This window comes from Advenella kashmirensis WT001, from assembly GCF_000219915.2.
Lineage (GTDB): Bacteria > Pseudomonadota > Gammaproteobacteria > Burkholderiales > Burkholderiaceae_B > Advenella > Advenella kashmirensis.
Genome location: NC_017964.1, coordinates 3,556,299 through 3,579,813, shown reverse-complemented (window position 1 = coordinate 3,579,813; position 23,515 = coordinate 3,556,299). Strand labels below are relative to the sequence as shown.

The window sequence follows — 23,515 nt, the reverse complement described above, 5'->3', positions numbered from 1 at the left end:
AGGAATATATGGGAACTCTGATGGCTGGGTTAATGCAGTATGTCGAGTTGGTGAGTCACTGCTGTCGTTGATCATCTTGATAGCGGCAGGTATGTTTCTTATGTTTTTTTCTTTTGAAGCGCCGGAGGTACTGTGGCGGTATTATTCTAACGGCGATAATGATGGTTTAGTTATATTCACAGGTCTGCTTTTTACTGTACCAGCGTACTTGCAATGGCATTGGAGAAAACAGTTATACCCCCATTTGAAGGTAACATAGAATATAGACTCGTTCCTGGGAATAATTCTCTGGGTTCTGCAGCTAATTCTTATGGAAGGAATGTGATGATATTTTGCATCATTAAGTTGAGGCCATAGGAAGGTTGCGCAAGTTGAATATTTGCTGTGAAGGCAAGACTGCGGAGAAGTACGATAACGATTGGAGCGAAAGAATGACCGAAAAATTCACTCAGTATGACCCAGCCGCTGTCTTGGAGACCTATGACGATATCGCTATTTTCATGAACGATGCTTTTGATACCGACGATTTCGTGTATATAGCTAAAGCGCTTGATATCGTGCAGCGAGCACAGAGCATGATACGAATTGAAGAGAGTAAGAGCCTTTTTCGTGAATAGTGTTGTTGCTTATTTTGGCTTCCTAGCACTTACACGTCGTGTATAAAGTCGCATTACCGGCTCAAATCCGCTATTCCATTTTCTCATTTAATAGTTGTTTGATTTCTTGTATATGCTTGAATCTTACCTTCTGCGACTGTAAATAAGCTGGTGGCGCAGAAGTACAAGGTTGCTCCCCTTCGCTGTTGCGGCTAAAGGTATACGTAGGCGAAAAGCCGCCTTCGCGCGCTTTCTTTGCTAGCGCGCGGAACCAAGAAATGAGAGAGGTATGAATGGTTTTAGCCGCCATGGCACCACGTAATTCATCTAGCAGTAGTTGCTGTTGCGCTTGTGGAACAGCCTTCAATAGTTCTTCAATTACATATTTTTCCTTTGAGGCTAGTCCTCTTGGGATGCACAGAGTATCGTTTTTCAGCTTTTGTGTTGATCTGGTAGGTGGCTCTTCTGGGCATTCGCGGGGCCGTAACGCCTTTTCTTGGGCGAGGCGCTTCAAGCAAGGTGTCTTCGAGCTAAAATCTCCGTGATTTTTTTGATATGTACTTTGTTGGCAATCTGAAAGATGGATAGATTGTTCATGCATATGTAGCATGTACTCATTCGACATCTGTCGTTGATCGGCTTCGTTGTATCGTCGCCATACAGTCAACAGTCCTGATTTCTCAAATACCCTTATCCAGCGTTGAACTGTCCGTGTAGAAACACTGCATTTTTTTGCTAATGTCTGGAGTTTCGGCCAACAACGACCTGTGTCATCAGCTATGTCGGCAAGTGCCATGAGGATGAGCTTTGGAGTGGGTTCTAAGGTTTGAGACCACGCCCAGTTCATTGCCTTGATGCTCATATGTTTTAGGCAGTTGTTTGATCAATGAACCGGGAAAGCTCTGCAACGGAAAATAGGACACGTCTGCCGATTTTGCGACGAGCAGGGCGAAGTTTTCGAGCAACGTCATTATTACCTGCTAATGTGATACGGAGACCATCGGGGCTTCGATTGAGTAACTGTGCTACTTGCTGTAGCGTGAGCAAGGGACTTCCATAGTGTTTTAAGAGTAGTTCTTCTGTCGTCATTGAGCCTTCCTGATTTTCACTTATTTATCGAACTAATAGGAATACTAAGCCGAGTGAAATCCAGAGTAAATAATGCAAATTTGGTGAAAATCTCTCGTAGAAAAACGATGGTGCGATTGTGATGCAACTATGGTGCAACTATGGTGCGCAGATGATGCAAAACACTCTAAGTTAGTAGAATTTTGGTTTCATTTTTTTACAAGATTAGAGTGTAGTTTTTTCACGATATCAGACGAATCGATCTTGCTACGTTCGAAAGAGACTTTGTTAAGTTGTAATTGGCAACTGCGCTTATTTGTCGTCATACCAATTTCTAGAACTATTCGCTACATGAACAACAAGAAGCATCATGGGAGCCGTATCGTCAGAGCGACTCTCGGCACTGTCATAGAAATTTAGAGTTTATTCTCTCCCACAGAATTTGAATAATAGTGAGCAATGATGCCGCCAGCTGCATTACCATACATAACCGCCGCAAAACCTAAGATATACCCAAGGTAGTCTTGTAAAAATTCGGCCCCTTTGCTTGGAAAGCCTACTAGAGCAGTGGCAGCCATTCCCAATATAATTAGGAATGCCAAAACACAAAGTACAGCACACAGTGCTTGAATAAGCCTTTTCAATAGCATATTTTTTATCCCTGTAATTAGTCCGTTGCAGGAGAGTTTGAGGCATTGTTCCAGACTATCGATAACACACACTTACGGGCGCAGCTTATCCAATTTCCCCACCAAATCTTCAGCCCTAAGATGCGTATACCGTTTCAGCATCTGCATGGACTTGTGCCCACTGATCGCCGAGACTTCCTGATCTGAAAGCCCAGCCTCCACCAGTCGGCTAACCGCTTCATGTCGCAAATCGTGAAACCGGAAATCTACCAATCCAGCCGCTTTCTTTGCATCAGTCCATGCCTTATCGAATAGATAAGTCCGTCGAATACCATCGCGACCAGGCTCACCAAAAAATACCAAATCGGTCTCTGGTGGCCGAATGGGGTTATCAATTGCCGCTTGGAACGCTGCTGTAGCTGCCCTGGTCAGCGGCACTGTACGTGGGGACGAGTTTTTCGTGATATCCAGCTTTACAATCCGCTTTTGCAAATCAATCTGGCCAAGCCGCAGGCCGCCAATTTCAGACAGCCTCATCCCTGTTTCCAGAGCTATCCGCACAATCCAGCTGAACATCGGATTCGAATATGCATCAACGGCAGTCAACAGTCGTTTGTTCTCTGCCGCCGTCAACCGTCGATTTCGACCAGCGCCAGGCGCAGGCGCCGAATATTGGCCACGGGATTGAACGGAAGGCCCATGCCCCATTCCTTGATAGCAATGGTAAACATATGGCTTAGCAGAGCCAGTTCCAGTCGTACGGTGTTATTGCTGCGCGGCACCAGTTTATCGTTTTCATCAGGATCACCAGCCAACCGCATGTCGCGATATTGAGCGACAATATCTGCATTCAAGGCGGCCAGGGAGTATTTGCCAAGATGTCTAAGCAGCGGTTGTGCTTTCTTGTGTTCAGAAATTCGGGTTGATTCGCGTTTGGTGGGTGTCACTTCTCGTAGATATCTAGTCAAAGCCGCTTCGAGGGTCATCCGTTCAGCCGGAGCCCGTTGGATAAACACCCCGCGTACCATTTCATCCTCGGTGCGGCGTGACCAGTCGTCAGCGTCTCGTTTGGTTCTAAATGTTTTAGATGTGGTAGGCCAGCCTGTCTTACGGATGACGGCTTTCCAGGTTCCAGAAGGGGTCTTGACGATAGTTGCCATGCGAGGGAAAGCTCCAAAAAGTGTACGCGGCGCTTCACCAGTGGGCTCTTCATCCTAAACGGGGGACAAGCGATATTCATTAAACTTGTTTTACCAAGAACGAAGTTTAATGGAAGAAGTATCGATGTCCCCCGCAGATGCTATTTTAGGTTTGACCGGTGTTGTAGTCCAGCGCGTGCAACACCAGCGAGATATTCATGTCTGGGCCCGGCCGGGGCAACGCCCGCCGTGCTTGTATTGCCGGCAGGGTCCGGTGCGTATCAAGGCGACGTATCAGCGTACGCTCAAGCACACGCGCCTGGGTAATCGGCTGATGATTGTGCATTTGAGTGTGCCTAAATACCATTGCACCACCTGCAATCGCTATTTCCGCCATCGCTTTGTCGGCATTGATCCGCGTCGCCGCGCCACTGAGGCCTATCGGCTGGAGGTGTTTGAGGCCCATGACGGTGGCGTGAGCCAGCGCAGGCTAAGCACCACGCACCGCATCGGCAGCGCCACGGTCGAGCGCTGGTACCAGTCCTTTGTCAAGCAACGCGTGTCCGAACTGTCGGGGCGAAGCTGCCCGCAGGTGCTGGGCATCGATGAGCACTTCTTCAGCCGCAAGCACGGCTACGCGACCACGCTGGTCGATTTGAAGAACCATAAGGTGTTCGATGTGGTGCTGGGGCGCTCCGAAGCGAGCCTGCGCAGCTTTCTGAAGCGCTTGCCGGGCAAGGAACAGGTGCGGGTGATTGTGATGGATCTGTCCGAGACGTACCGTCAGATCGCCCGTCAGTACTTCCCTAATGCGATCATTGTGGCCGACCGGTTTCATGTGGTGCGATTGGTCAATCAGCATTTTATGAAGCTGTGGCAGCAGCACGACCCCGAGGGCCGCAAGAACCGGGGGTTGATCAGCCTGATGCGCCGCCACCACTGGAAGCTGAGCTCGCAGCAGAAGGAGCGCCTGGAGCAGTACCTGGCGCAATACCCCGTGCTACGCTCGCTTTACGTTGCCCGCCAGCAACTGAACGGGTTTCTGGTGCAAAAGAACATCCGGCAAAGCAGGCCAAAAAGCTGCTGCCCCGGCTGCTTGCGCTGCTGGAGCAGTTTGCCCACAGCCCCGCGCACGCGCTGGCCAGCACGCTTAAGTCCTGGCTGGAGCCGATTGTGCGGATGTGGCGTTTCTCCAAATCGAACGGCATTACCGAGGGCTTCCATACTAAAATGGAAATGCTCTCACGCAGGGCGTATGGATTTAGGAATTTTGAGAATTACCGGCTGAGGGTCTTGGCCCAATGCGGTTGGAACGGAGTGATAAATCGAGTTTGGTGAATACCATCCCCCGTTTATGGGGTAGAGCCCACCAGTGTACCGAAACTGTACCTAACTCGCAATTTTGGGAAATCCCCCTGTGTCGGGGTAGAAGCTATAAATCACGCTAGGGCCTTATAAACACTAGGAATTTTGAGCTGGTGCCCGGGGCCGGAATCGAACCGGCACGCCTTGCGGCGGGGGATTTTGAGTCCCCTGCGTCTACCAATTTCACCACCCGGGCAGGTATGGAGGGTATTGCAGATAAGAGCGGAATTATACCCATATTCTTTTTCTTGCGCCATTCCCACGCGCTTACTAATAAAAAATCCTCATTTACCTGCCAATTTCCCACTTTTCCCCTTGAAAACCCTCCCTGCGTCCCCACTACTATCGGATACGAGGGCGAAGTTGCCGAAAAACCGGCTGTTTTGCCCCATTTTTCACCATTTTCCATCCAATTTAACGAAAAGTTACCATGAGTCAATCCGATACTACCGTGAAAAAAGCAGAGGAAACGCTGGGTTTCCAGACAGAAGTAAAGCAGCTTCTGCATTTGATGATTCATTCCCTGTACAGCAATAAGGAAATTTTCCTGCGTGAGCTGGTCTCCAATGCGTCAGACGCCTGCGACAAGCTGCGGTTTGAGGCGATCGACAAGCCCGAGTTGCTCGAAGGCGGCGCAGACCTGGAAATCCGCGTCAGCTACGACAAAGAAGCGCGCACCATCACAATCGCCGATAACGGTATCGGTTTGACCAAGGCCGAGGCAGTGGCCAACCTGGGCACCATTGCCCGTTCCGGCACCAAGGAGTTTTTCTCCCAGCTCTCGGGCGACAAGCAAAAAGACGCTCAGCTCATCGGCCAGTTCGGCGTGGGCTTTTATTCGTCTTTTATTGTTGCCGACAAGGTTACCGTGGTCAGCCGTCGCGCGGCGAGCCGGTGGACCAGGCGGTGTTCTGGGAATCTGAAGGGCAGGGCGAGTTTACCGTTGCCGATACAGAGAAAACAGAGCGCGGCACTAGCGTGACGCTGCATCTGCGTGCCGAAGAAGATGATTTCCTGAGTGGCTGGAAGCTGCGCGAAGTGCTGCGCCGCTATTCCGATCATATTTCCCTGCCTGTGCTTATGCAGAAGGAAGAGTACGATTCCGAGAAGGGCGAGCAAGTCAAAAAGGACGAGTGGGAAACCATTAACCAGGCCAGCGCGCTGTGGACCCGTGCCAAGAACGATATTACAGACGAGCAATATACCGAGTTCTACAAGCACGTTAGCCACGATTTTGAAGAGCCGCTGGCCTGGACGCATAACCGCGTAGAGGGTCGCAGCGAATATACACAGTTGCTATATTTGCCCAAACACGCGCCGTTTGATATGTATGATCGCGAAGCGCGTCGTGGCGTCAAGCTTTATGTCAAACGTGTTTTCATTATGGATGATGCCGAGCAGTTGCTGCCGTCCTACCTGCGCTTTGTGCGCGGGGTGATCGATTCGGCCGATCTGCCGCTGAACGTGTCGCGTGAAATTTTGCAGGAAAGCCGCGATGTGAAGGCAATCCGCGAGGGTTCGACCAAGCGTATTCTGAGCCTGCTGGAAGATCTGGCCGAAAACCGTGCCGAAGACTATGCCGGTTTCTGGACAGAGTTCGGTCAGGTAATCAAGGAAGGCACGGGCGAAGATATCGCCAACCAGGAACGTATTGCCAAGCTGCTGCGTTTTGCCTCTACCCATAACGACGATGCCATCCAGAACGTAACACTGGCAGACTATATCTCCCGCATGAAAGAAGGGCAGGAGGCCATCTATTACGTCACGGCCGACAGCTTTGCTGCTGCCAAGAACAGCCCGCATCTGGAGATCTTCCGCAAGAAAGGTATTGAGGTTCTGCTGCTGTCAGACCGTGTAGACGAATGGATGCTCTCGCACTTCCGTCAGTTCGACGGTAAGTCTTTTGTGTCTGTGGCCAAAGGCGGCCTGGATCTGGACAAGCTTACAGACGAAGCAGAGAAAAAGCATCAGGAAGAAGTGGCCGAGTCCCTTAAGCCTTTGCTGGAGCGCCTGCAAGCGTCTCTGGGCGAGTCTGTGAAGGAAGTCAAAGTCACCAACCGTCTGGTGGATTCTCCTGCCTGCGTGGTGGTTGGCCAGAACGATGTGAGCCCGCACCTGTTGCGCCTGTTGAAGGCCGCTGGCCAAGAAACACCGGATATCAAGCCGGTGCTGGAGATCAACCCCGAGCATGCCCTGATTGAAAAGATCAAGGGCGCCGCAGACGATTCGTTTGACGATTGGGCGCATGTGCTGCTGGATCAGGCTATGCTGGCCGAAGGCGCGCAAATTGCCGACCCGGCTGCGTATGTAAAACGCCTGAATGGTTTGTTGTTGAAAAGCTGAGCAAACGGCAGTGTAATGATGATCGACGTTTAGGATTACTTTTTACGTCGTCGGTTAGTGCAAGTATTGGTTCGCTAGTACGAAATGCAGTTCCGGAAAATACATTCGGGGCTGCATTTTTTTTCTATTGAGGCAATCCCAGCAAATTGCATTGCATCATTTCGTTGAATTGATTGCCTGAATCACAAGCGCGGGTCTGGGTTTGCCAAATTCGCCTTGTGTGGCGATGGTTACCTAGTCGCCACGCATCATTCTTTCCAGCCCTCTACGTCAGTTAAGGTTTCGTCCATGAACTGTTGCAGTGATGGCTCGGCAGAGTCTGATAGCGCGACGATGCGACATTGCCGGCGACATTCCTGCTCGAAGTCTGGACGGCGGGTGTCAGGTACCCAAATTTGTACAGGTCGTAATCCCGCGGCACGCAAATTTTGCCTATGTTTTTGAACTCGTGATCGAATGGAAGGCATGATGTTACCTCTCTCGCAAGCGTTATATGCAACCCGTTATGCAAGGTTACACGTAACCAATCAAGGTGGATAAGGTTGCAGATAATGGGTTGCGCAACAAGTGGGTCTATTTCCCAGACATGCGCATGCTTACTATACTGGCCCGGCTAGCAATCACCAATAGCCGAATCGACTAGGGGTGATGGGCATAATGATCCGTTTAGGTCACTACACCCGCACCAGTCGTTGGCTTGCAATGCCTTCAGGCATCTGCCGCCAATCCCAGCCTGTCAGCCGTTTATACCAATGCCAGTCGAAATACGGCCCAGGGTCGGTCTTGCGTTTGGGGGCAATGTGCTCATGGCCGCGCACGGCTTTAAGCGTATAGCGGTTGCGCAGTACGGTGGTAAGCGCCGCCAGTTGCAGGTATTGTTCGTCGGTAAAGGGGGTAAAGTCTGTGCCTTCCAGTTCAATGCCGATGGAAAAGTCGTTGCAGCGATCACGCCCGTCAAAACGCGAGACGCCGGCGTGCCAGGCGCGCCGGTTGGTGCTCACAAACTGGATAATGCGCCCGTTGCGATTGATAAAGAAGTGCGCCGAGACGCGCAAGTCTGCAATTTCTGCAAAGAAGGGGTGTTCGTCCGGGTTCAGGGTGTTGGTAAAAAGCTGCTGCACATGCGGGCCGCCAAACTGGCTGGGCGGCAGGCTGATATTGTGAATCACCAGCAGGGAAATGTTTTCCAGCAGGGGGCGGCGGTCCTGGTTGGGAGAGCGGATATGTCGGACCCCCGGGGCAGGACACAGCCAGCCGCGTCGGTCCAGTTTCAGGTCTTCGGTCATAGTCATATTTCGTCTGTCATAGGCGGACCATTGAAGGATATCAGGTGTGTTATTTGACACCCAGCCTGGCATGGTCCTGGCTGCACCACTGGCGGCCCTGTTGCGTGATCGCTTCCGAGGCGGGCAGATACACACCGCAATGGGCGCATTGCACCATATCTTCTTCAGGAAGGCTGGCAGGCGCCGCACCTGAAGCGCGGGCAGCCTGCGCTGCTGCGCCGTCATTGAGCTTGCGGATAAAGCTGCGCAGAAAGTGACGCAGCACCAGGTAGAGCACACAAAGCAGGACGATCGTAATAATAAAGCGCATCAGGCACCTCCTTTGTGCAGCATGACATCAAATATAAAGCGGGTGCCGGTGTAGGCAATCATGAGCAGGGCAAAGCCCACCAGAGTCCAGCGCAGGGCAAAGCGGCCGCGCCAGCCACGCAGGGCACGCCCCAGTAGCAGCAACCCGAAAACCACCCATGACATCATGGTGAACACGGTTTTATGGTCAAACGGCAGCAGTACGCCAGTCAGTCTCATGGAAACGGCTACCCCTGTGATTATGGACAGGGTCAGCAGGACAAAGCCGATCCAGATCAGGCGAAACAGGATTTTTTCCTGGACCAGCAGCGGTGGTTGCTCTTCCAGCGCGCGGGCAAAGATTGAGCGTTCGGCGCGGGCTTGCACCGGCTGGTGCAGGTAACGGTCCAGCGAGGTCATCAGAAACGCCTGAATGGCGGCAATGGCGATCAGGCTGTAGGCGCCGATGGAAATAAGCAGGTGCACCTGGAAATAGGCGTCGGCCACCGGAATGACCAGGCTGTCGTGGCCCGGAAACAGGGCTGCCAAGAGGCAAATAACCCCGGCAATGGGCAAAAGCAGCAGTTTTAAGCCGCCGATGTCACTAATGAGGTTTTCCAGCCAGAAGACGATCATGCCCAGCCAGATGGTAAGCGACAGACCTACCGACCAGGACAGGCGCAGCGAACTTTCGTGCAGCATGGCCATGTGCACGGCCACGCCATGCACAATAATCACGGCAGCCAGCAGCCAGCGGGAGGTTCCGGCGGCCAGTACAGGTCGGTTTGAGCCGAGCAGGGGCCGCCAAATTAGTAAACTGAGCAGCAGATAGGCCACGGTGGCCAGAGAGTGAAATACAATGTCGTAAGACATAAAATAATGACGAGTGTTTCCGGATAAGCAATCAGCGGATCTGCATAGCGCGATCCGGCCTGCAGGCATATAGTATAGCCGTTTTGCCCATTCCCCCATTTACTTCAGTGAAATTCCATGTTTGATAATTTGACCAACCGGTTATCCCGGGCCATGAAAACCCTGCGCGGGGAAGCGCGCCTGACCGAAGCCAACACCCAGGAGATGCTGCGCGAAGTGCGCATGGCGCTGCTGGAGGCCGATGTATCCCTGCCTGTGGTGCGCGAGTTCGTTGCCAAAGTGAAGGAACGGGCGCTGGGCACCGACGTGACAGGCAGCCTGAACCCAGGGCAGGCGCTGGTCGGGGTAGTGCACAAGGAACTGACCGCCGTGATGGGCGGCGATCTGGGCGCGAGGCCTCGGAGCTGGATCTGACCACCACGCCGCCGGCCATTATTCTGATGGCGGGTCTGCAGGGGGCGGGTAAAACCACCACCACCGGTAAGCTGGCGCGCCTGCTGGTGACCGGCGAGCTGATCCAGAACGGTCGTAAGGTCCCGAAAAAGAAAGTACTGGTCGTCAGTGTCGACGTTTATCGCCCTGCGGCGATTGAACAGTTGCGCACGGTGGCCGGGCAGGTGGGGGCGGACTTCTTTCCCTCTGCTGCCGACCAGAAGCCGCGCGATATTGCGTTGGCTGCGGTCGATTACGCCCGCAAGCATCATTATGAAGTGCTGATTGTCGATACCGCGGGCCGTCTGGGTGTGGACGAGGCCATGATGCAGGAAATCAGCATGCTGCACGGGCTGATCAAACCAATTGAAACGCTGTTCGTGGTTGACGCCATGCAGGGCCAGGATGCGGTAAACGTGGCCAAGGCTTTTGGCGAGGCATTGCCCCTGACCGGTGTGGTGCTGACCAAGCTGGATGGCGATGCGCGCGGGGGCGCGGCGCTGTCGGTGCGTCATGTTACGGGCAAGCCGCTGAAATTTATCGGGATGTCCGAAAAACTGGATGGCCTGGAAGTGTTCCACCCGGAACGGATGGCGCAGCGCGTACTGGGCATGGGCGATATCGTATCGCTGGTGGAACAGGCACAGCGCAATATTGATATTGCCGAAGCACAAAAGCTGGCGTCCAAGATCAAGACAGGCGATCGCTTTGACCTGAATGATTTTCGTGAACAGTTGCAGCAGGTAAAGAAAATGGGCGATATGAGTTCGCTCATGGAAAAACTGCCCGCGCAATTTGCCCAGGCCGCAGGCCAGATTCAGGGCGGTCAGGCCGAGAAGCAATTGCGTCGCACCGAAGGTATTTTGAATTCCATGACGCCGCAAGAGCGCAGCAAGCCTGAGTTGCTTAAGGCCACGCGCAAGCGTCGTATTGCCGCCGGCGCGCGTGCCGGTGCAGGAAGTGAACAAGCTGCTTAAGCAGTTCGAGCAGATGCAGGGCATGATGAAGCAGTTCAAGAAAGGCGGCATGGGCAAGATGATGCGCGCCATGGGCGGCTTAAAGGGCCTCAAAGGCGGCATGGGCGCGTTTGGCAATTTCAAGAAATAACAATGTTTGACCAGGGTTTTACAAATAAATAGTGCGCAACGGGTTTGAATTGCCAGGCAATAGATGCCGCAGATTATTCAACAATAATTTGATAAGCGACTGGGTATAAAGATGCATACGCGCAGGTTTTGCGCGATGCATTTTTTTTGAGTACCCATTATGTCTCTGAGTGAATTTACAGAAAGTTCAATTGCTGCCGGTGCTGGTGCTGCGTCGGTTCAAGGTTCGCGCGCTACGCGGGCGGCTGCCGCGCTTGACGTTGCCATCCAGGGCAAGCGTAACAGTTCAGGCAAAGCCGCAGCCACAGCCACATCCTCAAACACTTCCGATCAGGCCGTCTATGCCCGGCTTAAGCACTTAAGTCGCGTGCAGCGCCAGCGACGTGGGCTGCTGCTTGCCGCTGCTCTGGTGATTATTGCCTTGTCTTTGTTTACTGAGTCGGCCTGGCGCAATGTCACGCTCATGCATGACCTGATCCAGGCAAGCGGCCTGGTGCTGATCCTTTGCGGCGCGCTGGGACGCATCTGGTCCTCTCTTTATCTGAACGGTCGCAAGAACACTGAGCTGATGACGCATGGCCCATATTCAGTTACGCGCAATCCGCTATATGTGTTTTCCATTATGGGAGTAACCGGCATGGGGCTGCTGTCGGGTTCTTTGCTTACCGGGCTCATCAGCGGTGGCCTGATCTATCTGGTGTTCAACTGGGTGATTGCGCAGGAAGAAGGGACGCTGGAGTTGATTTTTGGCGAACCCTACCGCAATTACAAACGGCATGTGCCGCGCCTGGGTATCACGCTGCGTTATTGGAATAACCCGGCACATCTGGAAATTTCCATGAAGGCGCTGGGGCGTACCGTGCGCGAGGCCTTGTGTTTTCTGCTGGCCGGGCCGTTTTTTATTCTGTTGAATTTTCTGCACAAGGACGGCATTCTGCCGGTGATTGCGCATTTGTTCTGAGGCGGCCCGCGCCAGTGCGGGCCATTGTCTTCAACGATACAGGCCAGGCGCAGTGCCGCGATATCATGGCTTGCGGTGCGCCCGGCCTGTGTTGCGCTACTAGCTCTCCCTGGCCGGCATCGGCGGAGTCAGCACCGATGCGGTATCCGTATTATTGGAGAAGGTCAAAAAGGCCAGGTGGGCTTCGAAGCGCTCCAGTACGTCGTCAATCACCTGCTGTTTGGTCAGGCCCATCAGGTCATAGCCGCCCGAACCAGTCTGGGTAAAGACTTCGAGCCGGTAGTAGACGTCAATCTCGCGCGTCATCCGGCCACTGAACATGGGCACGGGCGCTTCAACCAGAGCGACGTGATAGTGAAAGGCGCGGGAGCGATCCATAGCGACGCGCAATTGCGGCTCTACCACACCACGCTCGCTGGTGATGGTGTCGCAAACGGCATCGTAGCCCTGGTTGCGAAATTCCGCCGCCACATCGTCCAGCGCTGGCCGCACCGTGCGGTCAATAAACTGGATGGCCTGTCGTTGCGATGCAAACGAGTGCAATTGCTCAAGGCGCTGCTTCCATGAGCGTTCCGGCAGATAGCCGCCAATGGGCGCCATGGAGGGCTTGCGCAGCACCTGACCCTCGCGTTCGGCGCGTTCCATGCGCAGCACCTTATAAAACGAAGCCATGACCAGATAAGCGATGATGGTGACCGGCAGCGCGAAAATAAGCGTGGCGTACTCCATGGTGGTAACGCCACCGGCCAGCAGCATTGCCACGGTCAGCACGGCGGTGAGTACGGCCCAGAAGATGCGCAGCCATTTCGGTCCGTCCTGCGAGGGGTCGGGGATGGAGGCGGAAAAGTTGGACATGACCATGGCGCCCGAGTTTGCGCTGGTCAGGTAAAACAGCAGGCCCGAAAGCGTGGCCAGGCCGGTCAGGAACATGGCGCCCGGGAACATGCCCAGCAGCGCATACCAGCCGCGCTCCGGACTGTCGATCGCCAGTTGGGCGAATGCCGTGTCGCCCTGCAAGACGTGATACATGGCAGAGTTGCCGAACAGGGATACGATGAAAAAGTCTCACAGCACCGGTGCGGTGATCGCAGCAATCACGAATTCGCGCAGCGTGCGGCCGCGCGAAATGCGCGCCAGGAAGACGCCGACAAACGGGCCCCAGGCGAGCCAGAAGGCCCAGAAGAACAGGGTCCAGCTGCCCATCCATTCGGAACCGCCGGGCGCGTAAACAAAGGTCTCCAGCGTGCGTGCGGGAAAGGTGACCAGGAACCGGCCGATGTTTTCGGTAAGCGCGTTGAGCAGGAACGCCGTTTGCCCGGTAACCAGAATGTAGACCATCATCGCCACCGCGCTCCACAGGTTGAGCTCGGAAATCCAGCGAATGCCGCGATCAACACCAGAGGTGGTGGCCAGCACGGTCAGGACCACCGCGCCTATGACAAGTGCAATTTGCAGCGAGAGGCCCTGTTCCAGCCCGAAAAGCAGGGAAAAGCCGACACTGAGCAGCACGACACCGATACCCATGGAGGTGGCAACCCCAAAGACGGTTCCCACCAGTGCGATGATGCTGATGCCGTCCCCCAGCGAGCCACGCACGCGTTTGCCCAGCAAGGGATAGAGCGCCGCACGAATCGATAGCGGCATGCCCCAGCGATAGGCGAAATAGCCCATGGCCATGCCCAGCAGGGCATACATGGACCAGCCGGCAACACCATAGTGAAACATCGTCCAGACCACCGCATCCTGCAAGGCTTCGGCCGAGCCGCCGGTGCCTGAAGGCGGGTGCAGGTACTGCACGATCGGGCCGGTGACCGAGAAAAAGAGCATGTCGATGCCTACGCCGGCGGCAAACAGCATGGCCACCCAGGTGGACAATTTGTATTGCGGTCGTGATTGATCGGGCCCCAGGCGCACGTTGCCTTCCTTGGAGAAGGCCACCCACAGCACAAAGCCGATCACCAGCGTCATGGTCAGCACGTAATACCAGCCCAGATTGATTGCGATCCAGTCCACGGCAATTTTCATGGAGGTGCGCGCATCATCGGGACCAAGAATGGCCCATATCGAGAATGCGATAATCACGATTGAAGAGGTCAGCAGCACGCGCCAGTTGATGCGGGCCGTGGGGGCCTCAAGCACATCTTGCGGCCCTTGCTCAGGTCGCTGCGCGACACCGGCGCATCATCGTCGAACGCGCGTTCATGGCGGCGTGGCGTGCCGCCAAACTTGCTGCGCTCTATCGGCACCGGCGGCGTTGTGCCCATGGCTGGCGACGCCTGCTCGGCTGGCTGATCCGGCCGGCCTTCATCGTTGGGTGGCTTGATTGACATTGTTTACTCCTTCGCAGGGCACGCCGGCCCGATACGGTCTTCTAAAGAAATCATTGGCAGACAGGCGAGGTCCTGCCTGCGTTGGCTGTTCAACTGCATGGGTTGCGCCCGTGTGCGATCCTGATACGTGGATGTCCGCGTTTGCTTCCCTTATGGTTTTTTTTGTGCGGGCGTCAGGGGGACTGGCGGTTCCCGTGGGGAAGCCGCGACGGCATTATTTTCCGGGGCAGGTTTTTGCCGGCAATGGGCAGGCTGCCAGGATCAATTCGGAAAGATGTTTTCATTGTGCTCGATGCTCCCCTGCGTGCAGACGTTATCGTTGACGGTTTCTGCTAGGACCCTCAAGCAAGCATTATACCTAGTGGCCAGATTTATGCTGAGCGAAGCTGAATTAAAAGAGCGGTTCTGAAGAAGGTGTGTGGGAAGCACAACTTCGAGCATGGCGTTGGGGCAAAAAGCAACCGTCACTGAAGTGTCATGCTGGAAGAATCAGGCAGGAACGTGCATGCGAATCACGCGACGGCGTTTGCGCAAGGCTGTTGTTTTTGATGAGGCTGGGAGAAGAGGTGGTCTGTGATGCGTGTCAGTCAGGCGATGCTGCTGCCGCTGACACGCAGACCCTTGGCCGGGTGGCTGCGATGGAGCGATTGGTTCGTTCCACCCCTGGACACCAAAATGGCGCCAGTGCAGCTTCCCGTGGCTACAGTGTAGAAATTACTTGGGAATGCGCAGAACCTGGCCTGGATAGATTTTATCCGGGTGGCTCAGCATTGGACGGTTGGCTTCAAAGATTTTCTGGTACTGGTTGGCATCGCCATACTGGTCTTTGGAGATTTTGGACAGCGTATCACCGGATTTGACGGTGTAGAAATTGGATTCTTCTTCTGTTGTCGCAGCAGACAGCTGGTTGTCTACAGAAGCCACACCTTGTGTATTGCCAATTGCAATTGCAATTTTTTCTGCGTCGGCAGTGGTGGCGGCATTGCCTTTCACTGTGACCTTGTCACCATCAACGGCGATATCCAGACCATCAGCATTCAGGCCGTGCTTGGCCAGTTCCTTTTTGAGATCATCGGGGGTTGCCGCTTGCGCTTCGCTACCACCAAATACTTTCTCGCCGACTTCTTTAATAAAACTGAGAATACCCATTGTTATGACTCCTTGTTATCGTAAATGACAACTGCAACTTCAACTTCAATATAGCACGGTTAGTGCGTAGCGCTATTATTCATGGAATACATGACAAACGGAAGTCCCTGAAAGTTAACAAATGTTAGATCGCGCTAATCGCTACGCAATATCGGCCAACGTCGCGTAATACCTGTGCAAACCATAAGCAGACAGGCAAGCCGATTTTTTTTGGGAAAATTGCGTGGTTGGGAGCTGTTTGCAGACTGTTTAGAGAATGTTTGTAGACGATTTGTAGATTGTTGACGCGCATCTAATGCAAAAAGCCGCGCATTGCTGTCGCAGCTTTTTGCTTTGGCCAACCGGTTATGCCGGCGATCCGTTTTTAACGAGACGCCATTTTCTGGCTGATGCTATTGCCGGGCGTAACGGTCGGTAGCTTCAAGCAGCAGCTTGAGAATACCCGGCTCGTTAAAGGCGTGGCCGGCATCGGGTACGATATGAAACTCGGCCTGGGGCCAGGCCTTGTGCAGGTCCCAGGCTGTTTTGGCCGGGGTGCAGCAGTCATAGCGACCCTGGATAATCACACCTGGAATATCTTTGAGCAGGTGGGCGTTATCCAGCAACTGGTTTTCCTGCATAAAGCCCGCGTGGGTGAAATAGTGGTTTTCAATGCGGGCAAAGGCCAGGGCAAAGTGATCGGCAATATAGTTCTGGGTGTTGGACGGGTCCGGATACAGCGTGATCGTGCGGCCTTCCCACTGGCTCCATGCGCGCGCCGCCCTGATCTGCTCGTCGCGATCATCGCCTGTAAGACGGTTGTGATAGGCGGCAATCAGATCATGACGCTCTTCGGGCGGGATCGGGGCGACATAGTCTTCCCAGTAATCCGGGAACAGGTAGGAAGCGCCTTCCTGGTAGAACCAGCGCAGCTCTTCCTTGCGCAAGGTAAAGATACCGCGCACGATCAGCTCGCTCACGTGGCTGGGGTGTGCCTGGGCGTAGGCCAGCGCCAGGGTAGAGCCCCATGATCCGCCAAAGACCAGCATCTGCTCGGTCTTGAGCACCTCAATGCGCAGCCGTTCAATGTCGGCAATCAAGTGTGCAGTGGTATTGTTTTCCAGGCTGGCGTGGGGCGTAGAGCGACCGCAACCGCGCTGATCGAACAGCAGGATGTTGTAATGCTGCGGATTGAACAGTTGGCGATGGTGCGCGCCGCAACCGGCGCCTGGTCCGCCATGCAGAAAAACAGCCGGCTTGCCCTGGGGGTTGCCGCAAAGCTCCCAGTACACCTGGTGGCCGTCTCCAGTATCAAATTTGCCGGTCTGATAGGGTTCAATAGGCGGATACATGCAATGGTCCTTGAAATAGTCTAAATGCGTTTGAAAACCAGATCACGAATGCCATGGCCCAGTCGCAGGCCACGGGTTTCAAATTTGGTCTGGGGCCGGTAATCGGGTTTGGGGGCGTAGTCTGTGCAGGTGTTGCGCAGCAATGCTTCGCCGCTGAGCACCTCAAGCATTTGCCCGGCGTAGTCTTCCCAATCTGTCGCGCAATGGATATAGCCGCCCGGTTTGATGCGGCTGGCCAGCAGGGCGATGAATTCGGGGCGCACCAGACGACGTTTGTGATGGCGCTTTTTCGGCCACGGGTCGGGAAAGTAAATATGCACGCCCGCCAGGCTGTCCGGCGCGATCATGTTCTGCACGACCTCGACTGCATCGTGCTGGATGATGCGAATATTGGTGATGCCAGACTCTTCAATGCGCTTGAGCAGTGCGCCGACGCCGGCGTTGAACACTTCAACACCCAGGAAATTTTCATCGGCGCGCAACTGGGCAATTTTTTGCGTGGTTTCGCCCATGCCAAAGCCGATTTCCAGAATGGTGGGCGCGGCGCGGCCAAAGGCCTGGTCATAGTCAAGCAGGCTGGCCTGGTAGGGCAACGCCCACTTGTCCATATGCAGCTCAACCGCCTGTTTCTGGCCCGGCGTCATATGCGAGCGGCGATGTACGAAGCTGCGGATATGGCGCGCTTTTAACTCGTCGGGGGTCTCGTTACCGGGGCTATTGCCGGCCGGGCTATCGGCGTGATTATCGGCTGAGTTGTCGGCGGAGTTATCGGCCTGATGATTGGTGCTGTTATCCGCACTGTTGTCGGCGTTTTTATTGGGATCTGCAATGGTCATGGTCAAGAGGGCAAGGGCGTACAAAGTCTGGCTTTTTGTGCGGGCGTGCACCCATCAGGCCTTGCGGGGCCTGAAAGGCGGAGCGTCGCTCGTACAACGGAACCTGCATTGTAGTGCATTCGCCCAGCGGGGGCGGGCTGCTCAGGCTGCGAAGCGGAATGTCATGACCCGGGCCGGCGGCACATTGGTCCACACAATTTCACTACTGTAATGACAGGCCTTCAGGGATGACTGCCATTGCGTCTGACGCAGATTGTAGGTGAACTGGATGGCGCGACCGTCATCCTTGAGCAGGGTTTGCCAATGGTGCAGAATCCGGCTGCGCACTTCGGGCGGCAGGGAAATGAGCGGCAGGCTGGAGACGATGGCATTGATGCGTACGCCGGGCGGCAGCAGGGCATCCAGATCGGCGGCATTGCCGTTGATGATGGTCAGATGCGGAAAGCGCCGCTGCAGGTGCTGCGCAAAGACGTTGGAAAACTCTATGACGATCAGCTTGTCGGCCGGAACGCCATGATCCAGTATTGCTTGTGTGATAACGCCGGTGCCGCCGCCCAGTTCAATGACGATGCCGTCATGGTTTAGCGGGATGTGCTTGGCCATATAACGCCCCAGCTTGCGAGAGCTGGGACAGATGGCGCCGGTGAATTTGGGCTGGTGCATCAGCTCGTTCACAAACATGAGCGGGCGTGAGCGCCTGACGGTTTTTTTCAGACGGCCAAAACCGCTTCTGCACCATGTTCCAACCATATGTTTCTACGTCCCGTTTTATTGTTGACCACAACATGATGCTTGTGCACGCGGCCCTTTTTACGGGGCCGGCGTGTTAGCGAACGCGCATGCCAGGCTGACGCTTCCCACGGTTCCAGGATATAGATACCGGGATTGGCTTTTTCATCAGCATCACTGGCGGCAAGCACCATGCCTTCGGAGACACCAAACTTCATCTTACGTGGGGCCAGGTTGGCCACCATTACCGTATATTTTCCGATTAGGGTCTCGGGCTGATAAGCTGATTTTATTCCAGAAAACACATTCCGGGTTCTGCCTTCGCCCACATCCAGTGTAAGGCGCAACAGCTTGCTGGAACCTTCCACATGTTCGCAATTAACAATTTTTGCAATTCGCAAATCTATTTTTACAAAATCATCAATCGTAATTACATCTGCAATGGCTTCGCCGCCGGGCAGCGCCGCGGCAACGGCAGCGGCCACCACATCGGCCTCGGCTGCCGGTGCATCGGGTTCGATCAGGGTATCGAGCATGGCCGGTTCAACGCGCTGCATGAGGTGTTTGAACGGCGCAATATGGTCGGGCAGTTCTGCTGCGTCGCTCCAGGCAAAGCTGCGTTTCATGCCGAACAATTCGGTTGCAATACGCTCGGCCAGCGCAGGCAGCACTGGCGCCAGCATTACAGACAGGGCCTTGAAGCCGGCAATGGCGCGTGAGCACACGTCCTGCAAGGCCAGTTTCTGCTGCTCGTCTGCGGTGCTGATGCCTTTGGCCATCACCCATGGCTGGGCGCTGTCAAATGCCTGGTTGATTTTGTCGGCATGCGCCATCAGGTTGCGGATCGCGCGGGCGTACTCGCGGTTTTCGAAATCAATGCGCACCTGTTCGGTCAGTGTTGCTAATTCAGTTGCCATTGCCTGGGCATCACCGGCGTATCCCAGCTTGCCATCGAAGTGGCGGGTGATAAAGGTGGCGGCGCGGCTGGCAATATTAATGTATTTGCCGATCAGGTCACTGTTGACGCGGGCGATGAAATCATCGGGATTGAAGTCAATGTCTTCAACCCGCGCATTGAGCTTGGCCGCGATGTAGTAGCGCAGCCATTCTGCATTCATGCCAATATCCAGGTACTTCACAGGTGAAATACCGGTGCCGCGGCTTTTGGACATCTTCTCGCCGCTTACGGTAATGAAGCCGTGCACATTCAGGGCATCGGGCACCTTGCGACCGGAGAACTTGAGCATGGCCGGCCAGAACAGGGCATGGAAATACACAATGTCCTTGCCGATAAAGTGAACCTGTTCAGTGCTGCTGTCCGGCGCCAGCAAGGCGTCAAAGTCGATGCCCTGCAGCTTGCAATAGGATTTGAGCGACGCCAGATAGCCTACCGGCGCGTCCAGCCAGACATAGAAGTATTTGCCCGGCGCATCGGGAATTTCAATGCCGAAGTAAGGTTCATCGCGCGAGATATCCCAATCGTTCAGATTGCTTTCTTTGCCTTCGTCATTGCCCAGCCACTCGCGGGTCTTGGCCAGCACTTCCGCTTGCAGGCGCTTGTTGCCCTGGCTGTTGCTGCCGGTGGTCCATTCCTGCAGAAATTCCACGCAGCGCTGATCGGACAGATTAAAGAAAAAGTGTTCAGACGATTTCAGGACCGGTGTCGCGTTGGTGAGCGTGGAGTAGGGGTTGATCAGATCGGTAGGCGCATACACCGCGCCGCACACTTCACAGGAATCTCCGTACTGATCCGGTGCATGGCATTTGGGGCACTCGCCCTTGATGTAGCGGTCGGGCAGGAACATGCTTTTGACCGGATCATAGAACTGTTCGATGGTCTTGGTGCTGATGAAACCGGCAGCCTTGAGCTGGCGATAGATGGCCTGGGACAGTTCGATGTTTTCCTGGCTGTCTGTGCTGTGCCAGTGATCGAACTTGATATGAAAGCCGTTCAGATAGCGCGGGCGCTCCTGCGCATAGCGGGCCACCAGTTCCTGCGGCGTGATGCCTTCCTTTTCTGCCTTGAGCATGATAGGCGCCCCGTGGGCGTCGTCTGCGCCGACAAAATGCACCGTGTGGCCGGCCATTCGCATGCTTCGTACCCAGATGTCAGCCTGGATATACTCCATGATGTGGCCAATGTGGAACGAACCGTTAGCGTAGGGGAGAGCCGTGGTAACAAAAATCGTGCGGGACATAAGATGCAATGTAAGTACAAAAAAGGGGGGAAAAGAGTGATTTTAGACGAATATTGCGGTGGACCGGGGTTTTGCGGCAATGGGCGCGCAATGATGATTGCGCCGCCCCGCCGCTGGCGCTGCCGGTCCAGGCATTAGGGCGCACAACGGGGTATATATTGGGTGTATATATGGCAGCGGCCGATCGCTCTCAGAGCACACCGGCCTGATAGGCCACCACCCCGCCAATGGCGCACACCAGCAGCGCCCACATGGGGTTGGCTTCGGTGAAATAGACAAAGACCAGCGTGCCCAGGACCATGCCCCAGGTGAGCACGTCAAAGGCCGAGTACAGCGACAGCTCAATGCCACTTGCAATAATCAGCCCGATGGCTACCGGTACCACGGCGTCCTGCACCAGTTTGTATTCCCGCCGGTGGGTAAAGTGGCTGATCACCCGGCCAATGGCAAAGGCCAGCACCGATGCCGGCAACACCATGGCAATGGTGGCTACCAGCAGCCCGGCAATACCGGCCACATGCCAGCCGATGATGCTTGCAATAAGCACATTGGGGCCGGGTGCCGATTGCGCGACGGCAAACAGATGGGTAAAAGTGTCGGAGTTCATCCATTGGTGAATATCGACTACCGCGTGGCGGATTTCCGGAATGGCGGCGTTGGCCCCGCCGATGGCAATGAGGGAAATGCGACTGAAGGTCAGAAACAGTTCAAGCAGCACGGTCATGGCTGGTGCCCCTGGCGGCGGGCGATGATGAAGTTGGCAAAAATAGCCAGCGGCATCATCAGGCCGACCACCTGCAACAGGGAAAACTTCAGCAGGACCACAAGTGCAATCGTAACGATGCCGGCCAAGATATGATGGGCGCGCAGGGTGATTTTGCTGGCCATTTTCAGCCTGTGCCAATGACCATGCCGGCAGCGGCGCAGGCTGAGCCTTGCAGGGCGGCATTGAAATAGGGGTTCTGATCCAGGAACTGGTACAGAATGGCCAGCACGATCAAGACCAGAATCGGCAGCACCAGCAGGCCGGCCACAGCCACCGCAGAGCCTTTGATGCCCTGGTAACGGTCGCCCAGCATGACGGCTACGTTGACCGTATTGGCACCCGGTAGGACCTTGCCGATACCCAGCAGCGTGGCATAGTCTTTTTCGCTCAGCCAGCGCTGCTCGCGCACAATCACATGCCGGGCAATCGGCCCGACACCGCCAAAGCCCAGCAGGCCGATTTTGGCAAAGCCACGAAACAGCTCGGGCAGGGTGGCAACGGCAGTGGCGGGGGCAGGCTGGGGCGCGATCGAAGGAGTCTGGGCCATAAAATAGGGGACCAAATAAGGTACCAGGAGTTTAAGTCTTATATAAGACTTAAATTGTACTCTCAATATGCCAAATGTCTCGCGAAAATTTGTAGGGGCGCCGTGCCCGTGCTTATGTTTTCTGCCCGATCAGCGTGATCCAGCCATTGCGCAGGGCAGGCAGCAGGGAGAGTACGGCCAGGGTTGCCATGATCAGGCCGACATTGCGGAACATGTCTGCGTAGCCCACCACGGCGACCCAGTACTGGCTCACGAATGGCGAGATGAACTGGCCGATAAAGATGGAGGTTGCGGCCATGCCGGCAATCCGGCCCCGCAGCGCGGGCGCGGAATGGGCGATGGCGGTGGACATGACATTTGGCATGGCAATGCCCAGGCCCGCGCCCAGGATGGCGTTGGCCAGCACCAGCGCCCCAAAGTGTGATGCGGCCGAGAGCAGGCCGAACCCCGCTGCCATCAGACTGAAGCCCAGCAGAAAAATCAGCGTTGTATCCAGGCGGCGCTTAAGCGCGCCAAAGCACAGGGCCGCCATCCCGCCAGCCAGATTGAAGGCGCCCAGCACCATGCCAAAGCCGCTGGCGTTATAAATGTTCAACGCTTGCATATGAAACTGCAATTGCGACGGGACGGTATAAAAAGAAACATTGATCAAAAAAGCCAGCAGGCAGACGGTTCCCACCACCAGCCAATTTACTGGCGCATCGGTAAGTTTTGTTGCTGAATGCAGGGCGCGCGGGCGTTGTGGTTCTGTCAGACAATACATAACGGCAGGAATCAATACCAGCGCGGCGCCATAAATGACAAATGGCATACGCCAGTGCACTTCGGCCAGCAGTCCGCCGGACATGACAAACACCACGCCACCCAGTTGCACGAAGGCTTGCTGCAAGCCCAGGTATCTTTCCCGCTCTGCGCCGGTAAAATAATCACCGATCAGCGCAGTACTCAGAGTAATGATGGCGCCGATGGCCACGCCCAGTACGGCACGCCCGACCAGCAGGGCGGTCAGGCTGTCGGCAATCAGGCCCGAGGCGCCAGAGACGCCATACAATGCAATGGCCATGACCAGCAGCCCCTTGCGCCCGAACCGGTCTGCCAGCATGCCGGCAAGCGGCGCCGACAGGGCGACAAACAGAGAAGGCAGAGTGAGCACCATGCGGCTGAGCAGGGCGATATGTTCACTGTCGGCAAAACGGGTTGCAATGGCAGGCAGAGACGGGGCAATAATAATGCCGGCCATAATGGTAAGGGTGGCCACCAGCAGCAGTACCAGCTTGCGTGCCGCCAGTCGGCGTGCACTGAACACCGGCGCCGGTAATGTGCGCGTTTGGGCCACATCATCGGCGGGCGGCATCAGGCTGTGGTCGGCGCCGTGAGTCTTGCCGGCTGCAGCTTGCGAGGCTGCGACTTCGAGGCCCGGTTGATGTGACTTTCGCGGCTTATTGGCGTGTTGCCCGGCGGGTGACGTTGGTGGCGTATCGGTGGTCATGACTACCTAGTTTGACAGAGTATGGCGTCATCATAAAACCTGAAGTTAACTTGA

18 protein-coding genes, 1 tRNA gene and 6 pseudogenes are annotated in these 23,515 nt (G+C 55.1%); 6 read left to right on the top strand and 19 right to left on the bottom strand.

Features of this window, described 5'->3' with window-relative positions; all coding sequences use genetic code 11:
• Window positions 1-431: 431 nt before the first annotated feature.
• Window positions 432-617 (top strand): helix-turn-helix domain-containing protein, encoded by a 186-nt coding sequence (locus TKWG_RS21865; RefSeq protein WP_148274561.1) that lies wholly within the window; start codon window positions 432-434, stop codon window positions 615-617.
• Between the two features lie 70 nt (window positions 618-687).
• Here the strand turns inward: TKWG_RS21865 and TKWG_RS16780 are convergent, their stop codons facing one another.
• The 4 genes and pseudogenes from TKWG_RS16780 to TKWG_RS16770 form a co-directional block, all read right to left on the bottom strand.
• Window positions 688-1,458, bottom strand: coding sequence for a helix-turn-helix domain-containing protein (locus TKWG_RS16780; protein ID WP_014751973.1), 771 nt, complete (start codon window positions 1,456-1,458; stop codon window positions 688-690).
• Window positions 1,459-1,463: 5 nt separating this feature from the next.
• The gene (locus TKWG_RS22755) at window positions 1,464-1,685 is read right to left on the bottom strand and encodes a helix-turn-helix domain-containing protein (protein ID WP_081489326.1); all 222 of its coding nucleotides are present in this window, start codon (window positions 1,683-1,685) and stop codon (window positions 1,464-1,466) included.
• Window positions 1,686-2,080: 395 nt separating this feature from the next.
• A complete protein-coding gene (locus tag TKWG_RS16775) occupies window positions 2,081-2,314 on the bottom strand; it encodes a hypothetical protein (protein WP_014751972.1) in 234 nt (77 codons plus the stop codon).
• Window positions 2,315-2,386: 72 nt separating this feature from the next.
• Window positions 2,387-3,453, bottom strand: a pseudogene (locus TKWG_RS16770) (site-specific integrase).
• A gap of 109 nt (window positions 3,454-3,562) precedes the next feature.
• On the opposite strand from TKWG_RS16770, the pseudogene TKWG_RS16765 reads away from it, so the two are divergent.
• Window positions 3,563-4,489, top strand: a pseudogene (locus TKWG_RS16765) (ISL3 family transposase); the annotation flags it as partial.
• On the top strand, window positions 4,372-4,770 hold the full coding sequence (locus TKWG_RS27285) for a transposase (RefSeq protein WP_407636937.1): 399 nt from the start codon (window positions 4,372-4,374) through the stop codon (window positions 4,768-4,770). The pseudogene TKWG_RS16765 and the gene TKWG_RS27285, both read left to right, overlap by 118 nt.
• 138 nt (window positions 4,771-4,908) lie before the next feature.
• Here TKWG_RS27285 and TKWG_RS16760 read toward each other — a convergent pair.
• Window positions 4,909-4,993 (bottom strand) — tRNA-Leu (locus tag TKWG_RS16760).
• Between the two features lie 234 nt (window positions 4,994-5,227).
• On the opposite strand from TKWG_RS16760, the pseudogene htpG reads away from it, so the two are divergent.
• Window positions 5,228-7,140, top strand: a pseudogene (gene htpG, locus TKWG_RS16755) (molecular chaperone HtpG).
• Window positions 7,141-7,388: 248 nt separating this feature from the next.
• Here the strand turns inward: htpG and TKWG_RS22750 are convergent.
• From TKWG_RS22750 to TKWG_RS16740, 4 genes are all read right to left on the bottom strand, one after another.
• Window positions 7,389-7,607, bottom strand: a complete 219-nt coding sequence (locus TKWG_RS22750; protein WP_014751971.1) for an antitoxin MazE family protein — start codon at window positions 7,605-7,607, stop codon at window positions 7,389-7,391.
• Between the two features lie 207 nt (window positions 7,608-7,814).
• On the bottom strand, window positions 7,815-8,426 hold the full coding sequence (gene ampD / locus TKWG_RS16750) for a 1,6-anhydro-N-acetylmuramyl-L-alanine amidase AmpD (RefSeq protein ID WP_014751970.1): 612 nt from the start codon (window positions 8,424-8,426) through the stop codon (window positions 7,815-7,817).
• 49 nt (window positions 8,427-8,475) lie between these two features.
• Window positions 8,476-8,736, bottom strand: coding sequence for a PP0621 family protein (locus TKWG_RS16745; protein ID WP_014751969.1), 261 nt, complete (start codon window positions 8,734-8,736; stop codon window positions 8,476-8,478).
• Complete coding sequence (locus tag TKWG_RS16740; RefSeq protein ID WP_014751968.1) at window positions 8,736-9,587, bottom strand: cytochrome C assembly family protein; 852 nt, start codon at window positions 9,585-9,587, stop codon at window positions 8,736-8,738. The genes TKWG_RS16745 and TKWG_RS16740 overlap by 1 nt, the downstream gene beginning before the upstream one ends.
• 117 nt (window positions 9,588-9,704) lie before the next feature.
• Here TKWG_RS16740 and ffh point away from each other — a divergent pair.
• Both ffh and TKWG_RS16730 read left to right on the top strand, forming a co-directional pair.
• A pseudogene (gene ffh, locus TKWG_RS16735) lies at window positions 9,705-11,126 on the top strand (signal recognition particle protein).
• A 159-nt stretch (window positions 11,127-11,285) separates the two neighbouring features.
• Window positions 11,286-12,086, top strand: a complete 801-nt coding sequence (locus TKWG_RS16730; RefSeq protein ID WP_014751967.1) for a methyltransferase family protein — start codon at window positions 11,286-11,288, stop codon at window positions 12,084-12,086.
• Between the two features lie 99 nt (window positions 12,087-12,185).
• On the opposite strand, the pseudogene betT reads toward TKWG_RS16730, so the two are convergent.
• The 10 genes and pseudogenes from betT to TKWG_RS16685 all read right to left on the bottom strand — a co-directional run bounded on the left by betT (window position 12,186) and on the right by TKWG_RS16685 (window position 23,461).
• Window positions 12,186-14,416 (bottom strand): annotated as a pseudogene (gene betT, locus TKWG_RS16725) (choline BCCT transporter BetT).
• 714 nt (window positions 14,417-15,130) lie between these two features.
• On the bottom strand, window positions 15,131-15,565 hold the full coding sequence (gene lysM / locus TKWG_RS16720) for a peptidoglycan-binding protein LysM (RefSeq protein WP_014751966.1): 435 nt from the start codon (window positions 15,563-15,565) through the stop codon (window positions 15,131-15,133).
• Window positions 15,566-15,957: 392 nt separating this feature from the next.
• Window positions 15,958-16,896 carry a prolyl aminopeptidase gene (gene pip / locus TKWG_RS16715; protein WP_014751965.1) on the bottom strand — a complete coding sequence of 313 codons (939 nt, stop codon included), beginning with the start codon at window positions 16,894-16,896 and terminating at the stop codon, window positions 15,958-15,960.
• Window positions 16,897-16,916: 20 nt separating this feature from the next.
• Window positions 16,917-17,783, bottom strand: coding sequence for a tRNA (guanosine(46)-N7)-methyltransferase TrmB (gene trmB, locus TKWG_RS16710; protein WP_014751964.1), 867 nt, complete (start codon window positions 17,781-17,783; stop codon window positions 16,917-16,919).
• 90 nt (window positions 17,784-17,873) lie between these two features.
• Window positions 17,874-18,413 carry a class I SAM-dependent methyltransferase gene (locus tag TKWG_RS16705; RefSeq protein WP_014751963.1) on the bottom strand — a complete coding sequence of 180 codons (540 nt, stop codon included), beginning with the start codon at window positions 18,411-18,413 and terminating at the stop codon, window positions 17,874-17,876.
• 145 nt (window positions 18,414-18,558) lie between these two features.
• Window positions 18,559-20,659 (bottom strand): annotated as a pseudogene (gene metG, locus TKWG_RS16700) (methionine--tRNA ligase).
• Window positions 20,660-20,849: 190 nt separating this feature from the next.
• The gene (locus tag TKWG_RS16695) at window positions 20,850-21,383 is read right to left on the bottom strand and encodes a chromate transporter (protein WP_014751961.1); all 534 of its coding nucleotides are present in this window, start codon (window positions 21,381-21,383) and stop codon (window positions 20,850-20,852) included.
• Entirely contained in the window at window positions 21,380-21,547 is a 168-nt protein-coding gene (locus tag TKWG_RS23715) for a hypothetical protein (RefSeq protein WP_171815175.1), read from the bottom strand. Before TKWG_RS23715 ends, TKWG_RS16695 begins: the two co-directional genes overlap by 4 nt.
• 2 nt (window positions 21,548-21,549) lie before the next feature.
• Window positions 21,550-21,972, bottom strand: coding sequence for a chromate transporter (locus TKWG_RS16690; protein ID WP_014751960.1), 423 nt, complete (start codon window positions 21,970-21,972; stop codon window positions 21,550-21,552).
• A gap of 112 nt (window positions 21,973-22,084) precedes the next feature.
• Window positions 22,085-23,461, bottom strand: a complete 1,377-nt coding sequence (locus TKWG_RS16685; RefSeq protein ID WP_014751959.1) for an MFS transporter — start codon at window positions 23,459-23,461, stop codon at window positions 22,085-22,087.
• Window positions 23,462-23,515 lie beyond the last annotated feature (54 nt).